Below are 23,841 nucleotides of genomic sequence, written 5' to 3'. Positions count from 1 at the left end.
GGCTGCCCCGGGCGGGTGTACGGTGCGGGCATGCAGGGCACGGTGGCCACCTTCGACGGCGCGACACGCACCGGGACGCTGCTCCTCGACGACGGCACCGAGCTGTCCTTCCCGGCCCACGCCTTCGACGCCTCCGGGCTGCGCCTGCTCCGCCTCGGCCAACGGGTCCGCGTCGACCGGGACACCGCCGGGGCGATTGTGAGGGTGACCTTGCCGACCATGGACTGACCTGGGCTGCGCAAGTTCATTTCGCGTTCACCCTCGTCGGGTCATGATGGCGGGGTGAGCACCCCTCCGCGCCGCCGCCCGGTCCGCCCACGCCGCACCCCCGAGCCGTCCGGCCCGGTGGGCGCCGACCCGGCCGACACCACCGCCGTGGGTTCCGACGTGCCCGCCGGTGCCACCCCCGGCGGCGGGGCCGGGACCACCGCCAGCGACGTCGACGGCCGGGTCGGCGACGGACAGCCGGGACCGGGTGCCGGCGGCGCGGCGTCCGCCGGGCTGGAGGAGGTCGTCGACCCCGAGCAGGTCCCTACGGCCGACGCCGGGCACGTTCCCGCCGACGCCGGGCACGTTCCCGCCGACGCCGGGCCGGACGGTCCCGACCTCACCGGTGGCGGACCGGCGCCGGAGCCGCTGCCCGAGGACCGCTTCCTCAACCGCGAACTCGCCTGGCTCGACTTCAACGCCCGGGTGCTCACCCTGGCCGAGGACCCACGCACCCCGCTGCTGGAACGGGCCAAGTTCCTGGCCATCTTCGCCAGCAACCTCGACGAGTTCTACATGGTCCGGGTGGCCGGGTTGAAGCGACGCCTCCAGGCCGGCCTGCCGGTCCGTGGCGGCGACCGGATGCCGCTGCGCACCCAGCTCGACCTGGTCGCGGGAAAGGCCGCCGGACTGGTCGGCCGGCACGCCACCTGCTTCGTCGACGACGTCCAGCCGAAGCTGGCCGCCGAGGACATCCACCTGCTGAACTGGTCCGACCTCGGTGACCCCGAGCGGGAACGGCTGCGCACCTACTTCCGCGAGCAGATCTTCCCGGTGCTGACCCCGCTGGCCGTCGACCCGGCGCACCCGTTCCCGTACATCTCCGGGCGGTCGCTCAACCTCGCGGTGACGGTCCGCGACCCGCACGGCGGGGCCGAGCTGTTCGCCCGGGTGAAGGTGCCGAACAACGTCCCCCGGTTCGTCCGGGTCTGCCGGGACCTGGCCGGGGTCCGGTTCCTGCCGGTCGAGGAGCTGATCTCGGCGCACCTGGGACAGCTCTTCTCCGGCATGCAGGTGGTGGAGTGCCACCCCTTCCGGGTCACCCGCAACGCCGAGCTGGAGGTCGACGAGGACCGCGACGAGGACCTCCTCCAGGCGCTGGAGCGGGAGCTGGCCCGCCGCCGCTTCGGCCCGCCGGTGCGCCTGGAGGTCGCCGCCTCCATCTCCGACCACATGCTGGAGCTGCTCGTCCGGGAACTGGACATGGACGCCACCGACGTGCTGCGGGTCCGCGGCCTGCTGGACCTCTCGGCACTCTGGCAGCTCTACGGCGAGGCGGACCGCCCCGACCTGAAGGACCCGCCGTTCGTCCCGGCCACCCATCCCAGGCTCACCGAGGGGGAGGTGCCGCGCAGCGTCTTCGCGACCCTGCGGGACGGGGACGTGCTGGTGCACCACCCGTACCACTCGTTCGCGACCAGCGTGCAGCGCTTCGTCGAGCAGGCCGCCGCCGACCCGGACGTGCTGGCCATCAAGCAGACCCTCTACCGCACCAGCGGCGACTCCCCCATCGTCGACGCGCTGGTCGACGCCGCCGCGGCCGGCAAGCAGGTGGTGGTGCTGGTCGAGCTGAAGGCCCGCTTCGACGAGGTGGCGAACATCGGCTGGGCCCGCACCCTGGAGCGGGCCGGCTGCCACGTGGTCTACGGCCTGGTGGGGCTGAAGACGCACTGCAAGACGTCCCTGGTGGTACGCCAGGAGGGCAACCAGATCCGCCGCTACTGCCACATCGGCACCGGCAACTACCACCCGAAGACCGCCCGGCTGTACGAGGACTTCGGGGTGCTCACCGCCGACCCGGAGATCGGCGCGGACCTGACCGACCTGTTCAACGTGCTCACCGGCTACAGCCGGCAGACCACGTACCGGCGGCTGCTGGTCGCCCCGCAGGGCATCCGGCGGGGCCTGATCGAGCGGATCGAACGGGAGATCGCGCACACCCGGCTCGGCGCGCCCGGACTGGTGCAGATCAAGGTGAACTCCCTGGTCGACGAGGAGGTGACCGACGCGCTCTACCGGGCCTCCCGGGCCGGGGTGCACGTGGACCTGATCATCCGGGGCATGTGCACGCTACGTCCCGGCGTACCGGGGCTGTCGGAGAACATCCGGGTCCGGTCGATTCTCGGCCGGTTCCTGGAGCACTCCCGGATCTTCCGGTTCGGCAACGACGGCGCGGCGGAGTTCTGGATGGGCTCGGCCGACCTGATGCACCGCAACCTGGACCGCCGGGTGGAGGCGCTGGTCCAGGTGGGCGACCCGGTCGCCCGCGCCGAACTGGACCACGTGCTGACCGCCGCGATGAGCCCCGAGGTGGACGCCTTCGAGCTGGCCGCCGACGGCACCTGGAGCCGCCGGGAGAGCACCCCGGACGCCCCGCTGCAACACCTCCAGGAGCTGCTGCTGCGCCGGGTCGGCGGCACCGCGGGCTGACCGGGCGGGCGGCATAGTCTGGGGCGATGGTCGAACAGGAGCGCAAGTACGCGGTGCCGGCCGACTTCCGGCTGCCGGACCTGTCCCCCGCCGTGCCCGCCGGGGGCCGGGTCGACAGCCCTGCCCCGGTGACCCTGGTCGCCACCTACTTCGACACCGCCGACCTGCGACTGGCCCGGACCGGGGTCTCGCTGCGGCACCGCGAGGGTGACGAGCTGCCCTGGACGGTGAAGCTGCCCACCGACTCCCCCGGGGTCCGGCACGAGATCTCCCGGCCGGGGCCAGCGGACGCCGTGCCGGCGGAGCTGGTCGCGCTGGTCACCGCGTACCACCGGGGTGCGCCGCTGGTCGCGGTCGCCCTGGTCAGCACGGCCCGGGAACGCCGCGAACTGCGCGACGGCGACGGCGGGCTGCTCGCCGAGGTGGTCGAGGACCAGGTGACCTCGCTGGCCGCCGGGGGCGCGACCGACGTGGTCGACCTCAGCTTCCGGGAGGTGGAGGTCGAACGCGGCAGCGTCGACTCCGACCTGCTCGACCGGGTGGACGCGCTGCTCACCACGGCGGGCGCGCGGCTGGCGGAGTTCGTTCCCAAGCACGTCAAGGCGCTCGGCAAGCCGGCGCGACGGGCTCCGGACCTGGTCGGGCCGGGCGAGCTGCCGGCGGAGCCGACCGCCGGTGACGCGGTCGCCGAGGCGATCCGACGCGGCGTGCGCCGCATCCTCCGCTACGACCCGCTGGTACGCCTCGGCGAGGAGGCCGGCGACGTCGAGGCGGTCCGGAAGATGCGGGTCGGCACCCGGCGGCTCCGCAGCGACCTGCGCACCTTCGCGCCGCTGCTCGACGCCGCCTGGGCGGACCCGCTCGCCGACGAGCTGCGTTGGCTCGGCGGGGTGCTCGGCGAGGCCCGGGACGTCGAGGTGCTCCGCGACCGGCTGCGGCGCACCGCCGCGGCCGACCCGGTCGACCCGCTCGACGCGGGCGCGCTGGGCCGGCTGGACGCCGCGCTCGCCGCCGGGCAGCGGCAGGCGGTCGCCGCCCTGGCCGACGCGCTGCGTTCTCCCCGCTACCTCGCCCTGGTCGAGTCCCTGGTGGCGGCGGACCGCGCCCCCCGCCTCACCTCGAAGGCGGACACCCCGGCGGAGAAGGCGCTGCCCCGGCTGGTCCGGAAACCGTGGCGCCGGCTGGCGCACGGCACCGGCCGACACGGCGGGGTACCCGCGCTCGACCCGCTCGGGCCGGACGAGCAGTGGCACGACGTCCGCAAGGAGGCCAAGCGGGTCCGCTACGCGCTGGAGGCGGTCGCCCCGGTGCTGGGTGCGGGCGCCGGGAAGCTGGCCCGGGCGGTCCGGGAGAGCCAGGCGCTGCTCGGCGCGCACCAGGACGCGGCCGTCGCCGCCGAGACCTGGACGGCGCTGGCCCTGGCACACCCCGACGACCCGACCCTGGCGGTGACCGCCGGTCGGCTGGCCGAACGGGAGCGGGCCGAGGTCCGCCGGGCCCGCGCCGACCTCCCGGACACCTGGCGTCGGGCGGTACGCCGACGGAAGGGCTGGCTGACATGAGCGTCATCCGGGCGGCGGGCGGGGTGGCGTGGCGTCCCGCCGCGGGCGGCGGGACCGAGGTGTGCCTGGTGCACCGCCCCCGGTACGGGGACTGGTCGCTGCCGAAGGGCAAACTCGAACCGGGCGAGCACCCGCTGCTCGCCGCGGTCCGCGAGGTCGCGGAGGAGAGCGACGTCCGAGGCGTGCCCCAGGTCCGTCTGCCGCGCGTCTCGTACCGCAGCGAGGGCCGCCCGAAGGTGGTCGACTACTGGTCGCTGCGGGCGGTGGCGGAGGGGGGTTTCCAGGCGGACACCGAGGTCGACGGGGTGCGCTGGCTGCCGGTGACGGCGGCGCTGGAGCTGGTGAGCTACCCGCACGACGCCCAGGTGCTGCGCGCGTTCGCGGCCCTGCCGCCGGTGACCGGGACGGTGGCGCTGGTCCGGCACGCGCAGGCCGGCGCCCGGGGCACCTGGTCCGGGCCGGACACCGCCCGGCCACTCGACACCACCGGTCGGGTGCAGGCGCGTACGCTCGCCCCGCTGGTGGCCGCGATCCGCCCGGTACGTCTCGTCTCCGCCTCGCCCCGCCGCTGCGTGCAGACCCTCGACCCACTGGCCGAGCTGCTGGACCTGCCGATCGAGGTGAACCGCGACCTGGACGAGCCGGAGCCGGGCCAGCAGCTGGTGGAGCGGGCCCTGGCCGCCGCGGCCCGGCTGACCGCGCTGGCCGCCGCTGGCGACCCGGTCGTGGTGTGCAGCCAGGGCAAGGTGATCCCGCCGGCCCTGGAGCGGCTGACCGGCCGTACGGACGACTTCACCACGGCCAAGGGTGGCGGGTGGCTGCTGGCGTTCACCGCCGACGGGGTGCTCCCACCCGATCGTCTCTGACGCCCCGACCGGTGCCGGGTCAGGGCCCTGGCCGGCGGGCACGACGAAGGGCGTCCACCTCGACGGTGGACGCCCTTCGTCGGTGCGGGATCAGCGGGTGGCGGTCTTCTTCGCCGGCACCTTGCGGGCCGGCGACTTCTTGGCCACCGTGCTCGTGGCCGTCGTGGTGCCGGCCTTCTTCGCGGCGGTCGTCTTCGCGGCCGTGGCCGTCTTCCTCGCCGCCGTGGCCTTGGCGGTGGCCGTGCTCTTCTTCGCCGGAGCGGCCTTCGCGCCGGCCGCCTTGGTGGTGGCCTTGGTACCGGCCGCCTTGGTCGCGGCCTTCGTGGCTGCCTTTGTGGCCGCCTTCGTCGCGGCCTTGGTGGCCGTCGCCGGGGCGGCCTTGGCCGCCGCCGTGGCCTTCTTCGTGGCGGTGGCCTTGGCCCCGGTCGCCTTGGCACCCGTCGCCTTGGCACCCGTCGCCTTCGCCCCGGTCGCCTTCGCCCCGGTGGTCTTGGCCGCCGCCGTCGTCTTCGCTGCGGTTGTGGTCTTCTTCGCGGCGGTCGTGGCCTTCGGCGCCTTGCCGCTGGCCACCATCTCCTTGAAGCCCGCGCCCGGCCGGAAGGTCGGCACGGATGTCTTCTTGACCTTCACCGCCTCTCCGGTGCGCGGGTTGCGGGCTGTTCGAGCGGCGCGCACGCGCTTCTCGAACGCTCCGAAACCGGTGATGGACACCTTCTCGCCCTTCGCCACCGCCGCCTGGACCTCAGCGAGGACCGCGTCGAGCGCCGCAGTCGCCGACTTCCTGTCCCCCAGGCGAGCGGCGAGCGCCTCGATGAGCTCGGCCTTGTTCACGACTTCCTCCCGATTGTGCAACTGACTCGACGCGAGCCATTCTGCGCGCACGGTATGCCCTCTGCTGCCCGGACACAAACATTCGGTGGAAAAAAGCCCTTGTGTCGTAACGGATTCGCCCCCGTCGGCGGAGGCGACGGGGGCGAAAACCAAGGCGAGAGTGCCCTTACGGCTACCCGAGGGCGGGCAGGAACGGCAACCGGCGGGCCTCGTAGGCGCTGATCTCCGCCTCCTGCCGCAGGGTCAGTCCAATGTCGTCCAAGCCCTCCATCAGCCGCCACCGGCTGAAGTCGTCCATCGGGAAGGCCCAGGTGTCCGTCCCGACCCGGACCTCCCGCGCAGCCAGGTCGACGGTGACCGGAGTGGTCGGGTCGGCATCGAGCCGATCCCAGAGTTCTTCGACCGTCTTCAATTCCAGCTCGACCGGGAGGAGCCCCTCCTTCAAGGCGTTGCCACGGAAGATGTCACCGAAGCGGGGCGAGATCACCGCCCGGAAGCCCCAGTCCCGCAGCGCCCACACCGCGTGTTCACGGGATGACCCGGTGCCGAACTCAGGGCCAGCGACCAGAATCGATGCCCCGGAATACGAGGAATCGTTCAGCACGAATCCCGGGTCCTCCCGCCACGCGCTGAAGAGGCCGTCGGCGAAGCCGGTCCGGGTCACCCGCTTGAGGTACACCGCGGGAATGATCTGATCCGTGTCCACATTGGAGCGCCGCAATGGCACGGCGGTGCCGGTGTGCGTGGTGAACCTGTCCATCGTCCCAGTCATCCCTTCACAGGTCGGCCGGCGCGGCCAGCCGGCCGACCACGGCGGTGGCGGCGGCGACCGGGGGCGACACCAGATGGGTACGCCCGCCCCGGCCCTGCCGGCCCTCGAAGTTGCGGTTGGAGGTGGAGGCGGACCGCTGCCCCGGCGAGAGGGTGTCCGGGTTCATGCCCAGGCACATGGAACAGCCGGCGAAACGCCACTCCGCCCCGGCGTCGCTGAAGATCTTGTCCAGCCCCTCCGCCTCGGCGGCCTGGCGGACCGCGGCGGAGCCGGGCACCACCAGCATCCGTACCCCGTCGGCGACCCGCCGGCCGCGCAGCACGTCGGCCGCCGCGCGGAGGTCCTCCAGCCGGCCGTTGGTGCAGGAGCCGACGAAGACCACGTCCACGGGCAGATCGCGCAGCGGCGTCCCCGGGCGCAGATCCATGTACTCCAGCGCGCGGCGGGCGGCGGTCCGCTCGGCCTCGTTGTCGAATCCGTCGGGGTCGGGCACCCGCTCGGCCAGGGGCGCGCCCTGACCCGGGTTGGTGCCCCAGGTGACGAAGGGCGTCACCCGGGAAGCGTCCAGGGTCACCTCGGCGTCGAAGACGGCGCCCTCGTCGGTGGGAAGCGTCCGCCAGTACGCCACCGCGGCGTCCCAGTCGGCTCCCTGCGGCGCGTTCGGCCGCCCCTGGAGGTACGCGAAGGTCGTCTCGTCCGGGGCGATCATGCCGGCCTTCGCGCCCCACTCGATGGACATGTTGGCGATGGTCATCCGCCCCTCCATCGACAGCGACCGGATCGCCTCCCCCCGGTACTCCACGATGTGGCCACGACCGCCGCCGGTGCCGACCTGGGCGATCAGCGCGAGCACCAGGTCCTTGGCGGTGACGCCGGGGCCGAGCTGACCGGTGACGTTGACCGCCATGGTCCTCGGGCGGGCCTGCGGCAGGGTCTGGGTGGCCAGGACGTGTTCGACCTCACTGGTGCCGATGCCGAAGGCGAGCGCACCGAACGCGCCGTGGGTGGCGGTGTGCGAGTCGCCGCAGACGATGGTCATGCCGGGCTGGGTCAGGCCGAGCTGGGGACCGATGACGTGGACGATGCCCTGGTTCTCGTCACCCAGCGGGTGCAGCCGTACGCCGAACTCGGCGCAGTTGCGGCGCAACGTCTCGATCTGGGTGCGGGAGGTCGGGTCGGCGATCGTGAGGAGGTCGCCCCGACGCTGGCGGAACGCCGGGTCGGCGTACCCGGTCGGGGTGTTGTGGTCCTCGGTCGCGATGGTCAGATCGGTACGCCGCACCGGGCGACCGGCCAGCCGGAGGCCGTCGAACGCCTGTGGGCTGGTGACCTCGTGCAGCAGGTGCAGGTCGATGTAGAGCAGGTCGGGCTCGCCCTCGGCTGATCGCACGACGTGCGCGTCCCAGACCTTCTCGGCCAAGGTCTTTGGCTTCGGAGTGACTCCCACCATCTGGACATCCTAAATTCTGGGAGGTAAATTTCGGCTTGTGGGACACAGTATGAGCGGTGTCGGCGTTCTCGACAAGGCGGTGGTCATCCTGGCCGCCTGTGTCGACGGCGCCAGCCTGGCCGAACTCGTTGATCGCACCAAGCTGCCGAGGGCCACGGCCCATCGGCTCGCGCAGGCGCTGGAGATCCACCGGATGCTCGTCCGGGACACACAGGGGCGGTGGCGGCCCGGCCCACGCCTCGGCGAGCTGGCCAACGCCGCGCCGGACGTGCTGCTGACCGCGGCGGAGCCGCTGCTGGCCGCCCTGCGCGACGCCACCGGGGAGAGCGCCCAGCTCTACCTCAGGCGGGCCGACGAGCGGGTCTGTGTGGCCGCCGCCGAGCGGGCCAGCGGTCTGCGGGACACCGTGCCGGTCGGGTCGGTGCTGCCGATGACCGCCGGTTCGGCCGCCCAGATCCTGCTGGCCTGGGAGCCGCCCGAGGCGGTGATGCCACTCCTGCCCCGGTCGAAGTTCACCGGTCGCACCCTCGCCGAGGTACGCCGACGCGGCTGGGCGCAGAGTGTCGCGGAACGGGAGGCCGGCGTGGCGAGCGTCTCTGCTCCGATCCGCGACCGCACCGGACGGGTGATCGCCGCGATCAGCATCTCCGGCCCGATCGAACGCCTGGGCCGGCGCCCCGGCGAACGCCACGCCATGGCCGTCGTCCGCGCCGGCCAACGCCTCTCCGGCCTCTGAGTTCGTGTGTTGGCCATGACGTGGACGGCGGTCCAGGAACCCGACGTCGCCGTCCACGTCATGACCGACAGCGGAGGCGGGGCACCCCCCGGGGCGCGAACCCGGGCCCGGGGAACGCAAAGGCCCGTCTCCCGGGAGGGAAACGGGCCGATGTGGTAGCCCCGACCGGATTCGAACCGGCGCTACCGCCTTGAGAGGGCGGCGTCCTGGGCCGCTAGACGACGGGGCCAAGACTTTTCCTGCTTCACCACCCTGCCGGGCGGTGCCGCCGTAGTCTAACCATGCCCCCCGCGCCGCGTGTCGACCGGGTGGGACCGGGTAGACCCGGCAGAAGTGAAACAGCCCGCCCCGCTTGACACGGGACGGACCGGTGACGCTTGTAGCCCCGACCGGATTCGAACCGGCGCTACCGCCTTGAGAGGGCGGCGTCCTGGGCCGCTAGACGACGGGGCCAGAACTTCTTTTCGCACCGCCACCACCACGGGCGGCGATGCTGCACTCTAACAGCGATCAACTTCTCGCCACCATGTGGGGGGCGGGAGGTGAACTCCACCAGAATCCAGCGTCCGAGGCTCTCGCGAACCTCGGTTGCGCTGGGGTACCAGGACTCGAACCTAGACTAACTGAACCAGAATCAGTCGGGCTGCCAATTACCCCATACCCCATTGGTGCCTTGCGGCACCGGATCGGCACCTTGCGGCACCGGGGAGAAACTTTACTCCACCGGTGCCGGCAGGCCAAATCGGGTTACCGAAACCGCACGTGAGCTGCGGTTTCACCCTCCACACCGGCCATCAGAGCGAGACCACGGGGTTCGAGAGCTCCCCGATCCCCTCGATACGTACCGTGACGGTATCCCCGTCCAGGAGCGGACTAACCCCGGCCGGGGTGCCGGTCAGGACGACGTCCCCGGGCAGCAGCGTCATCACGTGCGAGATGTACGACACCAGGGACGGCACGTCGAAGACCATGTCCTTGGTCCGGCCCAGCTGACGGACCTCCATCTCCTCCGGGTCGCGTCCGACCTCGCAGCGGACCTCCAGGTCGCCGACGTCCAGCCCGGTGGTGATCCAGGGGCCGATCGGGCAGAACGAGTCGAAGCCCTTGGCCCTGGTCCACTGCCCGTCGTTGCGTTGCAGGTCGCGCGCGGTCACGTCGTTGGCGCAGGTGTAGCCGAAGATGGCCCGCTCGGCGGCGGCGCGGTCGGCACGCCGGGCACCCGGCGGCCCGATCACCACCGCCAGCTCCGCCTCGTGCTCGACCTGCTTGCTGAACAGCGGCAGCCGGATCGCGTCGCGCGGCCCGATGACGCTGGTGGAGGGCTTGAGGAAGAGCAGCGGCTCCTTCGGCACCGCACTGCCGTGCTCGGCGGCGTGCTCGGCGTAGTTGCGGCCGACGCAGACCACCTTGCTGGGCAGGATCGGCGAGAGCAGGCGGACGTCCGACAGTGCCCACCGGGCACCGCTGAACTGGATCTGCCCGAACGGGTGCCCCTCGATCTCGGCGATGGTGAGACCCTGCGGTCCCGCCCCCGGCTCCCCCTCGACGGCACCGAACGACATTCCCTTGGCATGAGCGAAACGAGCGATACGCACACCGCCAATCTAGCCCTGCCGCCCAGGCCACCGGCACCTCGCCACGGGCGGCGCAGCGTACCGACGACGCAGGTCGGGCGGATCGGGTTCGGCACTTTCCACCCGGGCGGGACGGCCACCGCCCTAGCGTCGGTCCGGGAGGTGCGTTCGTATGCCTGCATCGACACGGCCCCACCGGACCCTCGCGGTGCTCGTCCACTGCCTCGGTCTCCTCAGCGCACTACCGGCGCTGTCGACGCCCGACCCGCCCCGTGCGGCGGCCACACCGGCGACCCCGGGGACGGCCCCGGCGGTCCGGGTGCGCGTCGCCCCCACCGACACTCCGGCCCCGGCCTACCGGATCGAGGTACGCAACGACGGCAACGCCCCGGTCGACACCACCGTGCGCCAGGAACTGCCGCCGGGCGCCACGGCGGCCACGGTCACCGCCGGGGGCCGGGCGACCCGGCCGACCGGCGGGGCCGAGTCGGCCGAGGTCACCTGGCGGCTCACCCTCCCGGCTCGCAGCACCACCACCCTGAACACCGCGCTGAGCGCCGCCCCGGACCGGCCACTGACCGCACCGGCGTGCGCCTTCGACGGTGCCGGCGACCGACCGTACGACTGCGCGACGGCGACCTGGCGGCAGGGCGCTGGGGACGGGGGCGGCGCCGACGCGACGCCGTTCTGGCAACGCGCCACCACCGCGCTGGCCGCGGGCGCGGCGCTGCTGCCGGTGCTGGCCGGTACGGGCTGGTGGTGGCGGCGCCGACGAAGCCGGCCGGACGAGCGGGCAGCCGGACGGTCCGGTACCCCCGGCCCCGGCAGCCGGCCTGACGGACGCCCGGACGGCCGGGGCACGGTGTACCCGCGCGTGGCGGTGCCGGTGCCGGCGTACCGCCGCCGTAGGCCGCCGGTCTGGCTGGTGGTCGGGGTGGCCGCGGCGATCCTGGTCGCGGTGGCCGGCGCGGCGACCTGGACCGCGACCAGGCGGGTCTCCGCGATCAACCCCGGCGCGCAGCCCACCAGCGGCGCGTGGAGCGGGCAGGGCCACGCCGGCGCGCTCGGGGTGCCCCTGCGGGAGGCCGCGTTCGAGTTCACCGTCTACCGGATGGCCTGCGACCCGACGGCGGACCGACGACGCTGCCAGGCGACGGTCGGGGTGCGCAACCTCACCCCGCACCAGCAGGTCTGGCACGGGGAACTCCAGCGGGCGTACCTGCCGGACGGCCGGTGGGTCACCACCGACGAGCCGGCCACCCGAACGGCCAACCGGGGGCGGGACGTCTTCGCCGACCCCGTGGCGGCCGACCAGCGGATGGTGGTGCCGCTGGTCTTCACCGTCGGCGGAACGGAGCGGCCGAGACAGGTCGAACTGCGTAGCGGGGTCTTCTCCGCCGGGGTGCGGGTGGACGTGCCCTGACGGCGGCGCAGGCGGCGGTCGTACCCTGGGATCCGTGACCGCCGCCCTCGCCACCGTGCTCGACGCGCCGACCTGGCGGGCCCGCCGCCGGGCGCACGAGGAGCGGGTCGACGCCTGGCTGGCCCCGCACCTGGCCCGGCGACGCGGTGGCGTGCGGCACCCGGTGGAGGACTTCCTCTTCACCTACTACTCGCACCGCCCGGCCCAGTTGCGCCGCTGGCATCCGGGGGCGGGCGTGGAATTACGGGACGCCGAGCCCGCCGAGTTCGGCCCGGACTACCGTGCCACCGCCGCCGGGGTCACCGTCGACGTCGACGCGGTACGCGCCCGCCGCGCCGGGTCCGTCGACTGGATCCGGGACCTGCTGGTCGCGACCGCCGGGCGACCGGCGCACCTGGGCTGCTTCGGCATGCACGAGTGGGCGATGGTCTACCGGCAGCCCCAGGACGAGGTACGCCACAACGCCTGGCCGCTGCGGCTCGGCCCGGAGCGGACCGCCGCCGTCGTCGACGAGCGGGGCGTCCGGTGCAGCCACTTCGACGCGTACCGGTTCTTCACCGCGCCGGCCCGGCCGCTGAACGTGCTCAGCCCGACCCGGGAGAGCCAGCACGACCTGGAGCAGCCGGGCTGTCTACACGCCAACATGGATCTCTACAAGTGGGCGTACAAGCTCGCGCCGATGGTCTCCGCCGAACTCGTCGCGGACTGCTTCGCGCTGGCCCGCGAGATCCGCACCCTGGACATGCGGGCCAGCCCGTACGACCTGGCCGCGCTCGGGTATCCGCCGGTCCGGGTCGAGACGCCGGAGGGCCGGGCCGAGTACGTCGCCGCCCAGCGTGGCTTCGCCGAGCGCGCCGCCACGCTCCGCGCCCGCCTGCTCGCCGCCCTGGAGTGTTTGCAGGGGTCCCCTGCTCGACAAAAAGCGGTAACAAGGGTCCCCTGCTACCACCTCGGCGGCAGCGGCTCCGTCAGCGCTGGGAGTGCCCCCGGTGCGTCGTCCACTGGTTGAGCACCACCTCGCCGACGCACGCTCCGGTCGCGCGGTCCACCACCGCCAGGTCGAGCCGGTCGGTCTGCGCGTTGCTGGTGCCGTACCACTGGCGTAGCTGTTCCTCGTCGTGCGAGACGCCGATGCTGCCGGTGAGCCGGATCACCTCCGGATCGGCCAGAGCCGCGTACAGCGCCGGCAGGTCGTCGTCGACGAAGGGGCGCAGCAACACCCGTTCCCCGGTCAGCGTGGGCTTGTCGGCGAAGCCGGGGACACGGCCGGGCGCGGCGGCCACGGGATCGGTGTGCACCGGCCGATCCTCGCCAGCGCCGTTCACGCCGCCAACCGGTTTCCCGAAGGCTGCTTCCGGGCCGTCAGTCGCCGTCCACCCGGCGGTTGCGTTTGACCTGCGAGCGGCGCTTCTTCTCGTCCAGCCGACGCTGCTTCGCCGCCCGGGACGGGCGGGTCGGCCGGCGGGACGGCGGCGGTGGGGCGACCGCCTCGCGCAGCAGCGCGGCCATCCGTTCCCGGGCGGCCTCGCGGTTGGCCAGTTGCGCCCGGTGTTCGCTGGCGGCCACGGTGAGGACCCCGTCGACCAGCCGCCCGGCGAGCCGCTGGAGGGCCCGCTCACGCAGGTACGGCGGGAGACTCGGCGAGGTGGCGACGTCGAAGCTCAGCTCGACCCGCGAGTCGGTGGTGTTGACGCCCTGACCGCCCGGCCCGGACGACCGGGAGAACCGCTCCCGCAGTTCCGCGCCGGGCACCACCAGCCGCTCCGTCACCCGCAGTCCGTCGTCCATGTCCCGAGGCTAGTCGTGCGCATGGCGGGCACGCGCGCCCATTCGACCCGGCCGGCCCACCGGCCCACCGGCCCACCGACCCGCCGACCCGCCGGCCCGCCGACCCGCTGACCCGCCCGGCCCGGCTGGCGGTGACCCGGCGCGCCGGTCACGGTCAGCCGCCCCGGCCGATGATGGTGTCGGCGGTCTGCTGGACCTGGTCGATCGGGATGGCGAAACCGATGCCGATCGAGCCGTTGCCGTCGATGGTGGCGATCGCGGTGTTCACCCCGACCACCTCGCCCCGCGCGTTGACCAGCGGCCCGCCGGAGTTCCCGGGGTTGATCGAGGCGTCGGTCTGCACCGCCGTGTGCCGGTTGTCGCCGAGCCGCACCTGACGGTCCAGTGCGCTGACGATGCCGGCGGTCACCGTGCCGGAAAGGCCGAGTGGGGAGCCGACGGCCAGGACCGGCTCGCCGACCCGGGTCGAACCCGGTTTCGCCAGCGGCAGCGGGGCCAGCCCGGCCGAGGCCGGCACCCGCAGCACCGCCAGGTCGCTGCGCGGCTCCCGGCCCACCACCTGGGCCGGGACGCGACGGCCGTCGGGCAGTTCCACGGCCACCACCCCACCGCCCCGGGCCAGGATGTGGTCGTTGGTGATGATGTGCTGCTGGTCGTCCACGGCGAACCCGGAGCCGGTCGCGCCCCGGCCCCTACCGTCGCCGACCAGCACCGACACCACCCCGGGCACGGTCCGCTCGGCGGCGGTGACCAGTTCCGCCGGCACCGGCGCGGCCGTGGCCGCCGGTGACTCCGTCGTCTCGTCCAGGTTGGCCACCCAGCCGCCGGCCACCGCGCCGGCACCGGCGGAGAGGGCCACCACCGCCGCCGCGGCGGCGAGCAGCCGCCCCGGGGCGTCCGGGCCGCGCCGGTCCGGTCCGGACGCGGATACGTCCCCACGGGGACGCCCGTCCGGGTCCAGTTCGGGTGAGACGAACCAGGGTCCACGCGGCTCACCGAGTCCGGTCTGCACCGCCATACGTCCGCTCCTCATGTGTCGTCCGCTCCTGCCGTCCGTCCATCCGCCGGCTCCCCGGCTCGTCGCACCGCCCGCAGCCCGCCGCCTGTGCGCCGTTGTGTCCGGCACGTCGCACCGGCACCACCCGCCGCCTGTGCCGTTGCACCGCTGCGTCCGGCACGGCGGTGCGGACCGGTCAGGGCAGTCGGGAGAACCACCGCATCGAGCCGGCCGCCGCGCCCATGGCGAGGATCAACCCGAGCCCGATGAAGCGGGCCGACACGTCCTGCCGCACCGTCCGGTACCCGACCGAGGTGCCGATGTCCTCGTAGACGGCGCGCAGTTCGTCGCTCGTGCTGGCCTCGTGGAAGCCGCCGCCGGTCTCCTCGGCGACCGCGCGCAGGGTCTGGCCGTCGACCGGCACCTGGATGGGCCGTCCGCCCCGGTCCACGAAGCCGCTCGGGGTGCCGAACGAGATGGTGTGCACCGGCACCTTGGCCGTGACCGCGTCGCCGGCGGCCTCGATCGGGTCCTTGCCCGAGGTGTTCGCCCCGTCGGAGAGCAGGATGATCCGGGCCGGCGGCGGGTCCTTCGCCGCCTGGCTGTCCAGCGCCCGGACCGCGCCGAGGGAAGTGTTGATCGCCTCGCCGATCGCGGTGCCCTGGACCCCGGTCGCCCCTTCCACCAGTCGTTCGATCCCCTCGTGCAGCGCCTCCCGGTCGGTGCCGGGCGGGACCAGCACGGCGGCACTGCCGGCGAAGGCGACCAACCCGACGTTGAACTCCTCGGGCAGGCCGTCGACGAACCGCCGGGCCGCGTGCTTCGCGGCGGTCAACCGGTCCGGTTCGACGTCGGTGGCGAGCATCGAGGTGGAGACGTCCACCGCCACCATCACGGTGGCCCGTTCCCGGGGTACCCGGACCTCGGCGGTCGGCCGGGCGAAGCCGACCACCAGCAACGCCAGCATGGCCAGGAAGAGCCCGGCGGGCAGGTGCCTCCGCCAGGTCGGCCGCTGCGGCGCGACCCGGTCGAGCAGGCGCAGGTTGGTGAACCGTACGGCGTAACGGCTGTGCCGGCGCTGCGCCAGGACGTACGCGACGACGAGCGCGAGCACGCCGAGCAGCAGCCAGAGCCGGACCGGGGACTGCCAGGTCACACGCCACCTCCGCCGGTCGGGACGCCGCGGGCTGCCGGGGCGAGAGCCAGCCGGCGCTGGGCGTGCACGTGCCGGACGATGTCCGCACCCCAGTCCCGGTCGGTCCGCAGCGCCAGGTGTGCCGCCCCACACCGGCGCAGCGCCCGGCGGACCTGCTCCCGCTGGGCGGTCGCCGCCCGGGCGAACCGCTCCCGCAGCACCGGGTCGCCGGTCCACACCTCGCGACGCCGTCCGGTCTCCGGGTCGACCAGGGTGATCAGTCCGACGTCCGGCAGTTCCAGCTCGCGCGGGTCGGTCACCTCGACGGCGAGCACCTGGTGCCGGACGGCGAGCCGGCGCAACGCCGCTTCCCACCCGGCCTCGGCCCACGGGTCGTCGGGGAGGGCGTCGAGGAAGTCGGAGACCACGACGACCAGCCCTCGACGGGGGGCGAGGCGGTGCACCGAGGCCAGCGCCCCGGCCAGGGAGACGGCGTCGGCCGCACCGGCGGGCCCGGTGTCGGACGGCACGCCGGCGGCCGTGGAGGGTCGCCCGGACGGATCCGGTACGGCGGCGGCCCGGTCGCCGCGCGGGGTGGTGAGCAGCGTCCGGAGCAGGTTGACCAGGTGCCGGCGTCCACCCCGGGCAGGAAACCGGCGTACCCCGTCACGGGTGAGCACCTGGGCGCCGAGCCGGTTGCCGGCACCGGCGGTGAGGAACCCGACCGCCGCGACCGCCGCCACCGCCAGTTCCCGCTTGTCGAGGTCGGCGGTGCCGAACTCCATGCTCGGGCTGGCGTCCACCAGCAGCCAGGTGGTCAGTTCCCGGTCGGCGTCGACCTCCCGCACGTGCGGCACGGCGGTGCGGGCGGTCACCGCCCAGTCCATCCGGCGTACCTCGTCCTCGCCGGGCCGGTACTCCCGGCTGCCGGCGGCCTCGCTGCCCGGCCCGGGGAAGAGGCCCCGGTGCTGGCCGTGCAGCAGTCCGTCCAGCCGGCGGGTGACGGTCAGCTCCAGCCGGCGCAGTCGCTGGTCCGGGGTCAGCTCGGCCAGACCCGGGTCGCGCTGCGCGGAACCGGCCGGCAGCGGTGGGCGGCGGACCCTCCTCATGCCGCCGCCAGGTCGGGGGCGACCGGTCGGCGGTCGGGTGCGATCCGGGGCGGGGGTACGGCCTCGACGAGCCGGTGGACCAGCGCCTCGGCGGACACCCCGTCGGCGACCGCGTCGAAGGAGAGCACCAGGCGGTGGGCGAGCACGTCCACCGCCAGCTCCCGGACGTCCTCGGGGACGACGTACCCGCGACCGCGCAGCAGGGCCTGGGCCCGGGCGGCGGCGACCAGGCCGAGGGTGGCGCGGGGGCTCGCGCCGTACGACAGCATGGGGGCGAGCCCCGGCAGGCCGAAGCGTCCCGGGTCGCGGGTGGCGAGAATGAGCCGGACGACGTACTCGGCGAGGGCGTGGTGCACGAAGACGTCCCGGGCGCGGGCCTGGAGGGTGCGCAGCCGGTCGGGGTCGAGCACCCGGTGGGGACGCGGCCGGGAGGTGCTCATCCGGTAGAGGATGGCCAGTTCGTCGGCGTCGTCCGGGTAGTCGACGACCACCTTCATCAGGAACCGGTCCCGCTGTGCCTCGGGCAGCGGATACACGCCCTCGGACTCGATCGGGTTCTGGGTGGCGAGCACCAGGAACGGGTCGGGTACGCCGAAGCTGCGCCCGCCGATGGAGACCTGCCGTTCGGCCATCGCCTCCAGCAGCGCCGACTGCACCTTGGCCGGCGCGCGGTTGATCTCGTCCGCGAGCACCAGGTTGGCCATGATCGGGCCGAGTTCGACGTCGAAGGTCTCCCGGGACGCCCGGTAGATCCGGGTGCCGACGATGTCCGAGGGGACGAGGTCGGGGGTGAACTGGATCCGGGAGAACGTGCCACCGACCACGGTGGCGAGGGTCTGCGCGGCCAGGGTCTTGGCTACGCCCGGCACACCTTCGAGCAGACAGTGCCCGTCCGCGACGAGCGCGGTGAGCAGGCGCTCGACGAGTCGGTCCTGCCCGACGATCACACGTTTGACCTCGTGGAGGATCTGTTCCAACTCGATGCCGGGCGCGGGGGGATCGTCCGGGCTGGGCACGCTGGCCAGGGTGTCCGAGATGTCCGTCACGGTGCTTGCTTCCCGGGGCACCGCCACGACAAACGTCGGAATTTGAGCCGCTAACCTCGCTTTTCCCTCTCGAACGGGACAAGCTTCGCCGACCCGTGGCCCTCCCCGGCAGCCGACGGCCCCTTCCGGCAGCGGACGGCCCGTCCCGACAGCGGTGGCCCCTTCCGACAGCCGGCGGCGCCGGCCCCCGTGGCGCACGGGGGCCGGCGCCGGTCGGATGGCCGACCGGCCACCCGACGCCGTACCGGGGTCAGCCCGCCACGTGCAGGTGGAAGGACCGGTCGGCGGCGGTGCCGCTGGAGTTGCGGGTCTGGACGAAGACCCCGGTCGTGGTGCCCAGCCGGGGCGCCACCGAGATCTCACCGGCGCCGGGGATGCAGCAGTCCCCGGAGTTGCCGAGGGTGGCCACGTAGGCACCTCGGGAGACGACCCGGTTGAACAGCACCTCGTACTGGCCGGGGCCGTACCGGGTCACCGAGACCACGTCCTGCCCGCGGGCCAGGAGCCCGCTGGACTCCACGACGGCGAAGGAGACGGTGGTGGCGAGGGTTCCCGCGTCCTGCTTCAGCGCCTCCTGCGCCTTCCGGGCCGACTCCGGCGACAGCGGCGGCTGCTGCCCCTGCCGTGCCACCGGCTGGGCGCCGTTGCCCTCGTTGGGCTGGGCGGCGGCGATCCCCCCTCCGGCCAGGCTGAGCCCCAACACGGCGAGCGTCACCGCGACCGCCTTACGTGAGAACATTTTGGCCATGACAGATCTCCCTTGCTTCAAGCGAGGCGAGTAGAGCCGCTCCACAATTCATGGAACGGATTATTGCCGTATCAGAGGGCCGGGAAAACAGCGCAAGGCAGTCCCGACCGGGCAAGATTTCTCGGGTTTACGCCAGCACTGACCTGGTCAAACTACGGAGAGTATCGGCTCTAGCCACAGAGGAAAGTAGCACCGCAAAATGTGCCTGGTCAATACTTGACCATGAGTTTGGATGCTTTTCCGGCCCCCTGCGGACAGCAGATGGCGAAACGAAGAACCGTTCACGAAACCACGCGGTGACCGGGCGCGGAACGAGGGCGGCTACCGTGTCGGGATGACCACAGGCGCCGAGGGCCGACCGACGACCGGGTCACGACGCCAGGGCACCCTGCTCTGCTGGCTCGCCGTCACACCGGGGCTCGCTTTCGCCGCCGTCCGCCTGCCCGGGCTGGAACGGAGCGCGCTGGTGCAGGCGGTGGCCTTCACGCCGTACGTGGCGGTCGGAAGCGTGCTGCCCCTGGTGCTGGCGCTCGCCCTGCGGCGACGCGGCCCCGCGGTGGTCGCGGCCCTGACCGCGCTGGCCCTGGCGATCGTGGTCACGCCCCGGGTCCTGCCCACCGGCCAACCGGCCGCCGACGGACCGACGCTCCGGGTGCTCACGGCCAACCTGCTGGCCGGCGCGGGCGACACCGGGCGGCTGGTCGACCTGGTGCGCGACGGGCGCGTGGACGTGCTGGCGGTGCAGGAGTTCACCCCCGACGCGCAGGCCGAACTCGACCGGCTCGGCCTGACCGGGCTGCTGCCGTACCGGCAGCTCAACCCCGAGGTGGGCACCACCGGCTCCGGGCTCTACGCGCGCTTCCCGCTCACCGAGGTCGGCATCCGGCGCAACGTCGGCTTCGGCTTCAGCCAGGCGTACGGCACCCTCACCGTGGCCGGCGCGCCCCCGGTACGGGTCGAGTCGGTCCACCCGGCGGCCCCGTACGCGCCGTCGGTGGTCCCGGACTGGCGGACCAACCTCGCCGCCCAGCCCCCGGCCACCCCGGACGGGCAGCTGTCCGTCCTCGCCGGGGACTTCAACGCCACCCTGGACCACGCGCCGCTGCGGGACCTGCTGGACACCGGGTACGTCGACGCGGCCGACGCGGTCGGTGCCGGGCTGACCGGCACGTGGGGCCCGTACGACGGGGACCCGATCCCGCCGGTCGCCATCGACCACGTGCTGGTCGACCGGCGGATCGCGGTCCGCTCGGTGGCGGTGCGCCCGCTGCCGGGCAGCGACCACCGCACCGTCCTGGCCGAACTCCGCCTGCCCGGCCGCACCGCCTGAACCGGCCGCTGGCCGCGGGTGGCCGTAGCGTCCCGGCCCGGCACGGGGTCAGGCGTGTGCGCGGTCGAGACCGTAGGTCAGGGCGTCGACCAGGGCGTGCCAGCTCGCCTCGACGACGTTGGGATGCACGCCGACGGTGGTCCAGTCCCGGCCGGCACCGGTCGTCTCCACCAGCACCCGGGTGACCGCGCCGGTGCCCTGGCTCCCCTCCAGGATGCGCACCTTGTAGTCGGCCAGCCCGAAGTCGCGCAGCTCCGGGTAGTGCCGGGCCAACCCGACCCGCAGCGCCTCGTCCAGGGCGTTGACCGGGCCGTTCCCCTCGGCGGTGGCGATCACCCGCTCTCCCCGTACCCGGATCTTCACCGTCGCCTCGGAGACGACCGCGCCGTCCTCCCGGTGTTCGACGATCACCCGGTACGACTCCAGGGTGAACGGCTTCGCCGGGGAGTGGTCGGGCAGCTCGGAACGGACCAGCAGCTCGAAGGAGGCGTCCGCGGCCTCGAACGACCAGCCGCCGGCCTCCAGTTCCTTGACCCGGTTGGTGACCCGGGACAGCGTCTCCGGACGGCCGGCCAGGTCCAGCCCGAGCTCGCGGCTCTTGAGCTCGATGCTGGCCCGGCCGGCCATCTCGGTGACCAGGATCCGCATGTCGTTCCCCACCACGGCGGGGTCCACGTGGTTGTAGAGCAGCGGATCCACTTTGATCGCGCTCGCGTGCAGCCCCGCCTTGTGGGCGAAGGCGGCGGCCCCGACGTACGCCTGGTGGGTGTCGGGGGCGATGTTGGCGATCTCGGCGATGGCGTGCGAGACGCGCACCATCTGTTCGAGACACCCGTCCGGTAGGACGGGGATCCCGAGCTTGAGCTGGAGGTTGGCGACGACCGCGAAGAGGTCGGCGTTGCCGGGGCGTTCGCCGTAGCCGTTGGCGGTGCCCTGGAAGTGCCGGACCCCGGCCTCGACGGCGGCGACGGTGTTGGCGACCGCGCAGGCGGTGTCGTTCTGGCAGTGGATGCCGAGCCGCTCCGGGCCGACCCCGGTGCGGGCGGTCAGGTCGACGATGGCGGCGGTGACCTGGGAGGGCAGCATGCCGCCGTTGGTGTCGCAGAGCACCATCACCTCGGCCCCGGCGTCGAGGGCGGTCTCCACCACCGCCGCGCCGTACGCCGGGTCGGCGCGGTACCCGTCGAAGAAGTGCTCCCCGTCGACGAAGACCCGGCGTCCCTCGGCGACCAGGTGGGCCACGGTGTCCCGGATCATGGCGAGGTTCTCGGCCGGCGTGGTCCGCAGCGCCCGTTCGACGTGCCGCAGGTCCGCCTTGGCGACCAGCGCGATCGCCGGGGTCTCGGCGTCGAGCAGCGCACGGACCTGCGGGTCGTCGCCGACCGCGACCCCGGCGCGGCGGGTGGCGCCGAACGCGACCAGCAGGGCGTGACGCAGGTCGAGTTCGGTGCGGGCCCGGCGGAAGAACTCGGTGTCCTTGGGCACCGCGCCCGGCCAGCCGCCCTCGATGAAGCCGACGCCGAACTCGTCGAGCAGCCGGGCCACCCCGAGCTTGTCGACCACGGAGTAGCTGATTCCCTCGCGCTGGGCACCATCGCGCAACGTCGTGTCGTAGACCTGGTACGTCATGGGAGACCTTTCTGGAACCAACAAAAAGACCCCCCGCGGGATGCGGGAGGTCTGCGCGCTCGGCGGAGGGTCGCCGGCGCGCTAGGTGCCAATAATCAGGGCGGTCCTGGTCACAGTCCGTACTCTGCCACCTGCGAGCCGAATCTGGGAGGCAGAATCCACATCGCGGGACGGCCGGTGGCGGCGGGTCGTTCCGGCGGGCGACCGCCCCATGCCTGATCGGGGCATCGATCGGTGATCGACTTCACAGGTGGCCCGGCCGCCGGCCACCGGACTTGCGACTGCGACACAATCTGGAACCAGTCCAGTTACGGCCCTGCGCCACACGTCAAGGAGGACCTGTGCTCACTGTCGGTGACCGCTTCCCGGAGTACGAACTCACCGCCTGCGTCTCCCTGGAGGCGGACAAGGCGTTCGAGACGATCAACCACAAGTCGCACCAGGGCCAGTGGCGGGTCGTCTTCTTCTGGCCGAAGGACTTCACCTTCATCTGCCCGACCGAGATCGCCGAGTTCGGCCGGCTGAACGGCGAGTTCGCCGACCGCGACGCGCAGGTTCTCGGCGTCTCGATCGACAACGAGTTCGTCCACTACGCCTGGCGCAAGGACCACCCGGACCTGCGTGAGCTGCCCTTCCCGATGCTCAGCGACATCAAGCGCGAGCTGTCCGAGGCCTGCGGTGTGCTCGGCGAGGACGGCGTGGCCCAGCGCGCCACCTTCATCGTCGACCCGAACAACGAGATCCAGTTCGCCATGGTCACCGCCGGCTCCGTGGGCCGGAACGTCTCCGAGGTGCTGCGGGTGCTCGACGCCCTGCAGACCGACGAACTGTGCCCGTGCAACTGGAACAAGGGCGGCGGCACCCTCGACGCCACCACGCTGCTGGCCGGGGCCTGACCGATGGGCCTCGACGCCGTCAAGGCGGCTCTGCCGGAGTACGCCAAGGACATCAAGCTCAACCTCGGGTCCACGGTCGGCACCTCGACGCTGAGCCCGGTCCAGGCCTGGGGTACCGCGCTGGCCTGCGCGGTGGCCGCCCGCAACCCGGTGGTGCTGCGCGAGATCGCGGCCGAGGCGGCCGACCACCTCAAGCCGGAGGCGGTCGAGGCCGCCAAGGGCGCGGCCACCATCATGGCGATGAACAACATCTACTACCGGTCCAAGCACCTGATCGGTGACGAGTCGTACGCCTCGATCCCGGCCCGGCTGCGGATGCAGATCATCGCGAGGCCCGGTGTGGACAAGGGCGACTTCGAACTCTGGTGCCTGGCGGTGTCGGCGATCACCGGGTGCGGGGTGTGCCTGGAGTCGCACGAGAAGACCCTGCGCGGGTCCGGGTTCACCCGGGAGCAGGTGCACGAGGGGCTGCGCATCGCCGCCGTGGTGCACGCCGCCGCGGTGGCGCTCGACGCCGAGGCCGCGCTGGGCTGACGCCCCCGCGTCCGCCCGGGACTCCGGCCGGGGCCGTCCGATCGCTGGACGGCCCCGGCCGCGTCGTCTCCGGGTCCTCCGGTTCGCGCCGCCGGCCGATCCGCTCGTACCGCCGCCCCACCGCGCGCCCACGGGACCGGTCACGGCGGTCGGGTGTGCGACCGCGACCAGGGGGTACGAAGAGCCCTGACGGGAACAGTCTCCGCGATACGACGCAGTCGAGGCAGGAGGGCGGCGGAATGGACAGGCTCGATCCGGGTGCGGCGCACGCCTCACCGAAGCCGGTGACCGACGACGGACAGGGCGGGTTCGCCGGTGGCGCACCCGCAGGGGCGTTCGACCCCTGGCGCTACCGCGACGAGGCCGGGGTCACCGACGCCGACCTGGCCGGCTACAAGGTCGAGGCGACCGACGGGTCGATCGGGAAGATCGACGAGGCGAGCCACGAGGTCAACGCCAGCTACCTGGTGGTGGACACCGGCCCATGGATCTTCGGCCGGAAGGTGATGCTCCCGGCCGGCACGGTCAACCACGTCGACCACGACGCCCGTACGGTGTCCGTCGACCGGAGCCGCGACCAGGTCAAGGCCGCGCCGGAGTACGACGAGACCGACACCGACCCGGCATACCGGGACCGGCTGGGCGGCTACTACGACGACACGTACGCGCCCGTGCCACCGGGCACCGCCCGGTAGGTGACCACGACGTGACGGCCGGT

At 73.3% G+C, this 23,841-nt stretch carries 22 protein-coding genes and 3 tRNA genes; 10 read left to right on the top strand and 15 right to left on the bottom strand.

The features are described from left to right. The first annotated feature begins 345 nt into the window (after positions 1 to 345). From GA0074694_RS14540 to GA0074694_RS14530, 3 genes are read left to right on the top strand one after another with little or no spacing between them, the layout of a single operon-like run. Complete coding sequence (locus tag GA0074694_RS14540) at positions 346 to 2,697, top strand: RNA degradosome polyphosphate kinase (RefSeq protein WP_425413618.1); 2,352 nt, start codon at positions 346 to 348, stop codon at positions 2,695 to 2,697. Between the two features lie 26 nt (positions 2,698 to 2,723). Beyond that, positions 2,724 to 4,259: a CYTH and CHAD domain-containing protein gene (locus GA0074694_RS14535; protein WP_091458267.1), complete on the top strand. Its 1,536-nt coding sequence runs from the start codon at positions 2,724 to 2,726 to the stop codon at positions 4,257 to 4,259. Beyond that, the gene (locus tag GA0074694_RS14530) at positions 4,256 to 5,125 is read left to right on the top strand and encodes an NUDIX hydrolase (protein ID WP_091458265.1); all 870 of its coding nucleotides are present in this window, start codon (positions 4,256 to 4,258) and stop codon (positions 5,123 to 5,125) included. The genes GA0074694_RS14535 and GA0074694_RS14530 overlap by 4 nt, the downstream gene beginning before the upstream one ends. Before the next feature lie 90 nt (positions 5,126 to 5,215). On the opposite strand, the gene GA0074694_RS14525 is transcribed toward GA0074694_RS14530, so the two are convergent. From GA0074694_RS14525 to leuC, 3 genes are all read right to left on the bottom strand, one after another. Beyond that, positions 5,216 to 5,956: an HU family DNA-binding protein gene (locus GA0074694_RS14525; protein ID WP_176737904.1), complete on the bottom strand. Its 741-nt coding sequence runs from the start codon at positions 5,954 to 5,956 to the stop codon at positions 5,216 to 5,218. Between the two features lie 172 nt (positions 5,957 to 6,128). After that, positions 6,129 to 6,716 carry a 3-isopropylmalate dehydratase small subunit gene (gene leuD, locus GA0074694_RS14520; protein ID WP_091458260.1) on the bottom strand — a complete coding sequence of 196 codons (588 nt, stop codon included), beginning with the start codon at positions 6,714 to 6,716 and terminating at the stop codon, positions 6,129 to 6,131. Between the two features lie 16 nt (positions 6,717 to 6,732). Beyond that, positions 6,733 to 8,178 (bottom strand): 3-isopropylmalate dehydratase large subunit, encoded by a 1,446-nt coding sequence (gene leuC / locus GA0074694_RS14515; protein WP_091458258.1) that lies wholly within the window; start codon positions 8,176 to 8,178, stop codon positions 6,733 to 6,735. Positions 8,179 to 8,227: 49 nt separating this feature from the next. Here leuC and GA0074694_RS14510 point away from each other — a divergent pair, with 49 nt between their 5' ends. Further along, a complete protein-coding gene (locus tag GA0074694_RS14510; RefSeq protein ID WP_091458257.1) occupies positions 8,228 to 8,914 on the top strand; it encodes an IclR family transcriptional regulator in 687 nt (228 codons plus the stop codon). A 153-nt stretch (positions 8,915 to 9,067) separates the two neighbouring features. Here GA0074694_RS14510 and GA0074694_RS14505 read toward each other — a convergent pair. The 4 genes from GA0074694_RS14505 to GA0074694_RS14490 form a co-directional block, all read right to left on the bottom strand. Then, positions 9,068 to 9,143 (bottom strand) — tRNA-Glu (locus tag GA0074694_RS14505). Between the two features lie 151 nt (positions 9,144 to 9,294). Then, positions 9,295 to 9,367 (bottom strand) — tRNA-Glu (locus tag GA0074694_RS14500). A 140-nt stretch (positions 9,368 to 9,507) separates the two neighbouring features. Beyond that, positions 9,508 to 9,579 (bottom strand) — tRNA-Gln (locus GA0074694_RS14495). Positions 9,580 to 9,708: 129 nt separating this feature from the next. Continuing rightward, positions 9,709 to 10,509, bottom strand: a complete 801-nt coding sequence (locus tag GA0074694_RS14490; protein ID WP_091458254.1) for a fumarylacetoacetate hydrolase family protein — start codon at positions 10,507 to 10,509, stop codon at positions 9,709 to 9,711. A gap of 151 nt (positions 10,510 to 10,660) precedes the next feature. Between GA0074694_RS14490 and GA0074694_RS14485 the strand changes: the two genes are divergently transcribed. After that, positions 10,661 to 11,911: a hypothetical protein gene (locus tag GA0074694_RS14485; protein ID WP_091458252.1), complete on the top strand. Its 1,251-nt coding sequence runs from the start codon at positions 10,661 to 10,663 to the stop codon at positions 11,909 to 11,911. A 34-nt stretch (positions 11,912 to 11,945) separates the two neighbouring features. Further along, on the top strand, positions 11,946 to 12,920 hold the full coding sequence (locus GA0074694_RS14480; RefSeq protein ID WP_425413598.1) for a 3-methyladenine DNA glycosylase: 975 nt from the start codon (positions 11,946 to 11,948) through the stop codon (positions 12,918 to 12,920). On the opposite strand, the gene GA0074694_RS14475 is transcribed toward GA0074694_RS14480, so the two are convergent. The 7 genes from GA0074694_RS14475 to GA0074694_RS14445 all read right to left on the bottom strand — a co-directional run bounded on the left by GA0074694_RS14475 (position 12,880) and on the right by GA0074694_RS14445 (position 18,734). Then, the gene (locus tag GA0074694_RS14475; RefSeq protein WP_245714695.1) at positions 12,880 to 13,209 is read right to left on the bottom strand and encodes a GNAT family N-acetyltransferase; all 330 of its coding nucleotides are present in this window, start codon (positions 13,207 to 13,209) and stop codon (positions 12,880 to 12,882) included. The two genes, GA0074694_RS14480 and GA0074694_RS14475, sit on opposite strands and share 41 nt — an antisense overlap. Before the next feature lie 64 nt (positions 13,210 to 13,273). Then, complete coding sequence (arfB, locus tag GA0074694_RS14470; RefSeq protein ID WP_091458249.1) at positions 13,274 to 13,699, bottom strand: alternative ribosome rescue aminoacyl-tRNA hydrolase ArfB; 426 nt, start codon at positions 13,697 to 13,699, stop codon at positions 13,274 to 13,276. Positions 13,700 to 13,853: 154 nt separating this feature from the next. After that, positions 13,854 to 14,717 (bottom strand): S1C family serine protease, encoded by an 864-nt coding sequence (locus GA0074694_RS14465; protein WP_091458247.1) that lies wholly within the window; start codon positions 14,715 to 14,717, stop codon positions 13,854 to 13,856. 175 nt (positions 14,718 to 14,892) lie between these two features. Further along, positions 14,893 to 15,852, bottom strand: coding sequence for a VWA domain-containing protein (locus tag GA0074694_RS14460; protein WP_091458245.1), 960 nt, complete (start codon positions 15,850 to 15,852; stop codon positions 14,893 to 14,895). Then, the gene (locus tag GA0074694_RS14455; protein ID WP_091458243.1) at positions 15,849 to 16,940 is read right to left on the bottom strand and encodes a DUF58 domain-containing protein; all 1,092 of its coding nucleotides are present in this window, start codon (positions 16,938 to 16,940) and stop codon (positions 15,849 to 15,851) included. Before GA0074694_RS14455 ends, GA0074694_RS14460 begins: the two co-directional genes overlap by 4 nt. After that, positions 16,937 to 17,986, bottom strand: coding sequence for an AAA family ATPase (locus GA0074694_RS14450; protein WP_091459171.1), 1,050 nt, complete (start codon positions 17,984 to 17,986; stop codon positions 16,937 to 16,939). Before GA0074694_RS14450 ends, GA0074694_RS14455 begins: the two co-directional genes overlap by 4 nt. Before the next feature lie 250 nt (positions 17,987 to 18,236). After that, positions 18,237 to 18,734 carry a hypothetical protein gene (locus tag GA0074694_RS14445; protein ID WP_091458241.1) on the bottom strand — a complete coding sequence of 166 codons (498 nt, stop codon included), beginning with the start codon at positions 18,732 to 18,734 and terminating at the stop codon, positions 18,237 to 18,239. A gap of 334 nt (positions 18,735 to 19,068) precedes the next feature. On the opposite strand from GA0074694_RS14445, the gene GA0074694_RS14440 reads away from it, so the two are divergent. Further along, a complete protein-coding gene (locus GA0074694_RS14440) occupies positions 19,069 to 20,064 on the top strand; it encodes an endonuclease/exonuclease/phosphatase family protein (protein ID WP_091458239.1) in 996 nt (331 codons plus the stop codon). A 48-nt stretch (positions 20,065 to 20,112) separates the two neighbouring features. Here the strand turns inward: GA0074694_RS14440 and cimA are convergent, their stop codons facing one another. Further along, complete coding sequence (gene cimA, locus GA0074694_RS14435) at positions 20,113 to 21,693, bottom strand: citramalate synthase (protein ID WP_091458236.1); 1,581 nt, start codon at positions 21,691 to 21,693, stop codon at positions 20,113 to 20,115. 341 nt (positions 21,694 to 22,034) lie between these two features. Between cimA and GA0074694_RS14430 the strand changes: the two genes are divergently transcribed. From GA0074694_RS14430 to GA0074694_RS14420, 3 genes are all read left to right on the top strand, one after another. Then, a complete protein-coding gene (locus tag GA0074694_RS14430) occupies positions 22,035 to 22,589 on the top strand; it encodes a peroxiredoxin (RefSeq protein WP_091458234.1) in 555 nt (184 codons plus the stop codon). A gap of 3 nt (positions 22,590 to 22,592) precedes the next feature. Continuing rightward, complete coding sequence (gene ahpD / locus GA0074694_RS14425) at positions 22,593 to 23,123, top strand: alkylhydroperoxidase, AhpD family (RefSeq protein WP_091458232.1); 531 nt, start codon at positions 22,593 to 22,595, stop codon at positions 23,121 to 23,123. A 239-nt stretch (positions 23,124 to 23,362) separates the two neighbouring features. Continuing rightward, positions 23,363 to 23,818 (top strand): hypothetical protein, encoded by a 456-nt coding sequence (locus GA0074694_RS14420; RefSeq protein ID WP_091458230.1) that lies wholly within the window; start codon positions 23,363 to 23,365, stop codon positions 23,816 to 23,818. The last annotated feature ends 23 nt before the right edge of the window (positions 23,819 to 23,841 follow it).

Origin of the sequence: Micromonospora inyonensis (genome assembly GCF_900091415.1) — a bacterium.
GTDB classification, from domain to species: domain Bacteria; phylum Actinomycetota; class Actinomycetes; order Mycobacteriales; family Micromonosporaceae; genus Micromonospora; species Micromonospora inyonensis.
The sequence above is the reverse complement of the archived record's forward strand: the minus strand, read 5'-3'. Positions and strand labels throughout refer to the sequence as shown.

Bases quoted from the DNA above. Each gene is read 5' to 3' on its own strand.
- GA0074694_RS14485 (WP_091458252.1), top strand. From the start codon at position 10,661: ATGCCTGCATCGACACGGCCCCACCGGACCCTCGCGGTGCTCGTCCAC.
- arfB (WP_091458249.1), bottom strand. From the start codon at position 13,699: ATGGACGACGGACTGCGGGTGACGGAGCGGCTGGTGGTGCCCGGCGCG.
- leuD (WP_091458260.1), bottom strand. From the start codon at position 6,716: ATGGACAGGTTCACCACGCACACCGGCACCGCCGTGCCATTGCGGCGC.
- GA0074694_RS14420 (WP_091458230.1), top strand. From the start codon at position 23,363: ATGGACAGGCTCGATCCGGGTGCGGCGCACGCCTCACCGAAGCCGGTG.
- GA0074694_RS14510 (WP_091458257.1), top strand. From the start codon at position 8,228: ATGAGCGGTGTCGGCGTTCTCGACAAGGCGGTGGTCATCCTGGCCGCC.
- GA0074694_RS14445 (WP_091458241.1), bottom strand. From the start codon at position 18,734: ATGGCCAAAATGTTCTCACGTAAGGCGGTCGCGGTGACGCTCGCCGTG.
- GA0074694_RS14455 (WP_091458243.1), bottom strand. From the start codon at position 16,940: ATGAGGAGGGTCCGCCGCCCACCGCTGCCGGCCGGTTCCGCGCAGCGC.
- cimA (WP_091458236.1), bottom strand. From the start codon at position 21,693: ATGACGTACCAGGTCTACGACACGACGTTGCGCGATGGTGCCCAGCGC.
- GA0074694_RS14530 (WP_091458265.1), top strand. From the start codon at position 4,256: ATGAGCGTCATCCGGGCGGCGGGCGGGGTGGCGTGGCGTCCCGCCGCG.
- leuC (WP_091458258.1), bottom strand. From the start codon at position 8,178: ATGGTGGGAGTCACTCCGAAGCCAAAGACCTTGGCCGAGAAGGTCTGG.
- ahpD (WP_091458232.1), top strand. From the start codon at position 22,593: ATGGGCCTCGACGCCGTCAAGGCGGCTCTGCCGGAGTACGCCAAGGAC.
- GA0074694_RS14440 (WP_091458239.1), top strand. From the start codon at position 19,069: ATGACCACAGGCGCCGAGGGCCGACCGACGACCGGGTCACGACGCCAG.
- GA0074694_RS14535 (WP_091458267.1), top strand. From the start codon at position 2,724: ATGGTCGAACAGGAGCGCAAGTACGCGGTGCCGGCCGACTTCCGGCTG.
- GA0074694_RS14465 (WP_091458247.1), bottom strand. From the start codon at position 14,717: ATGGCGGTGCAGACCGGACTCGGTGAGCCGCGTGGACCCTGGTTCGTC.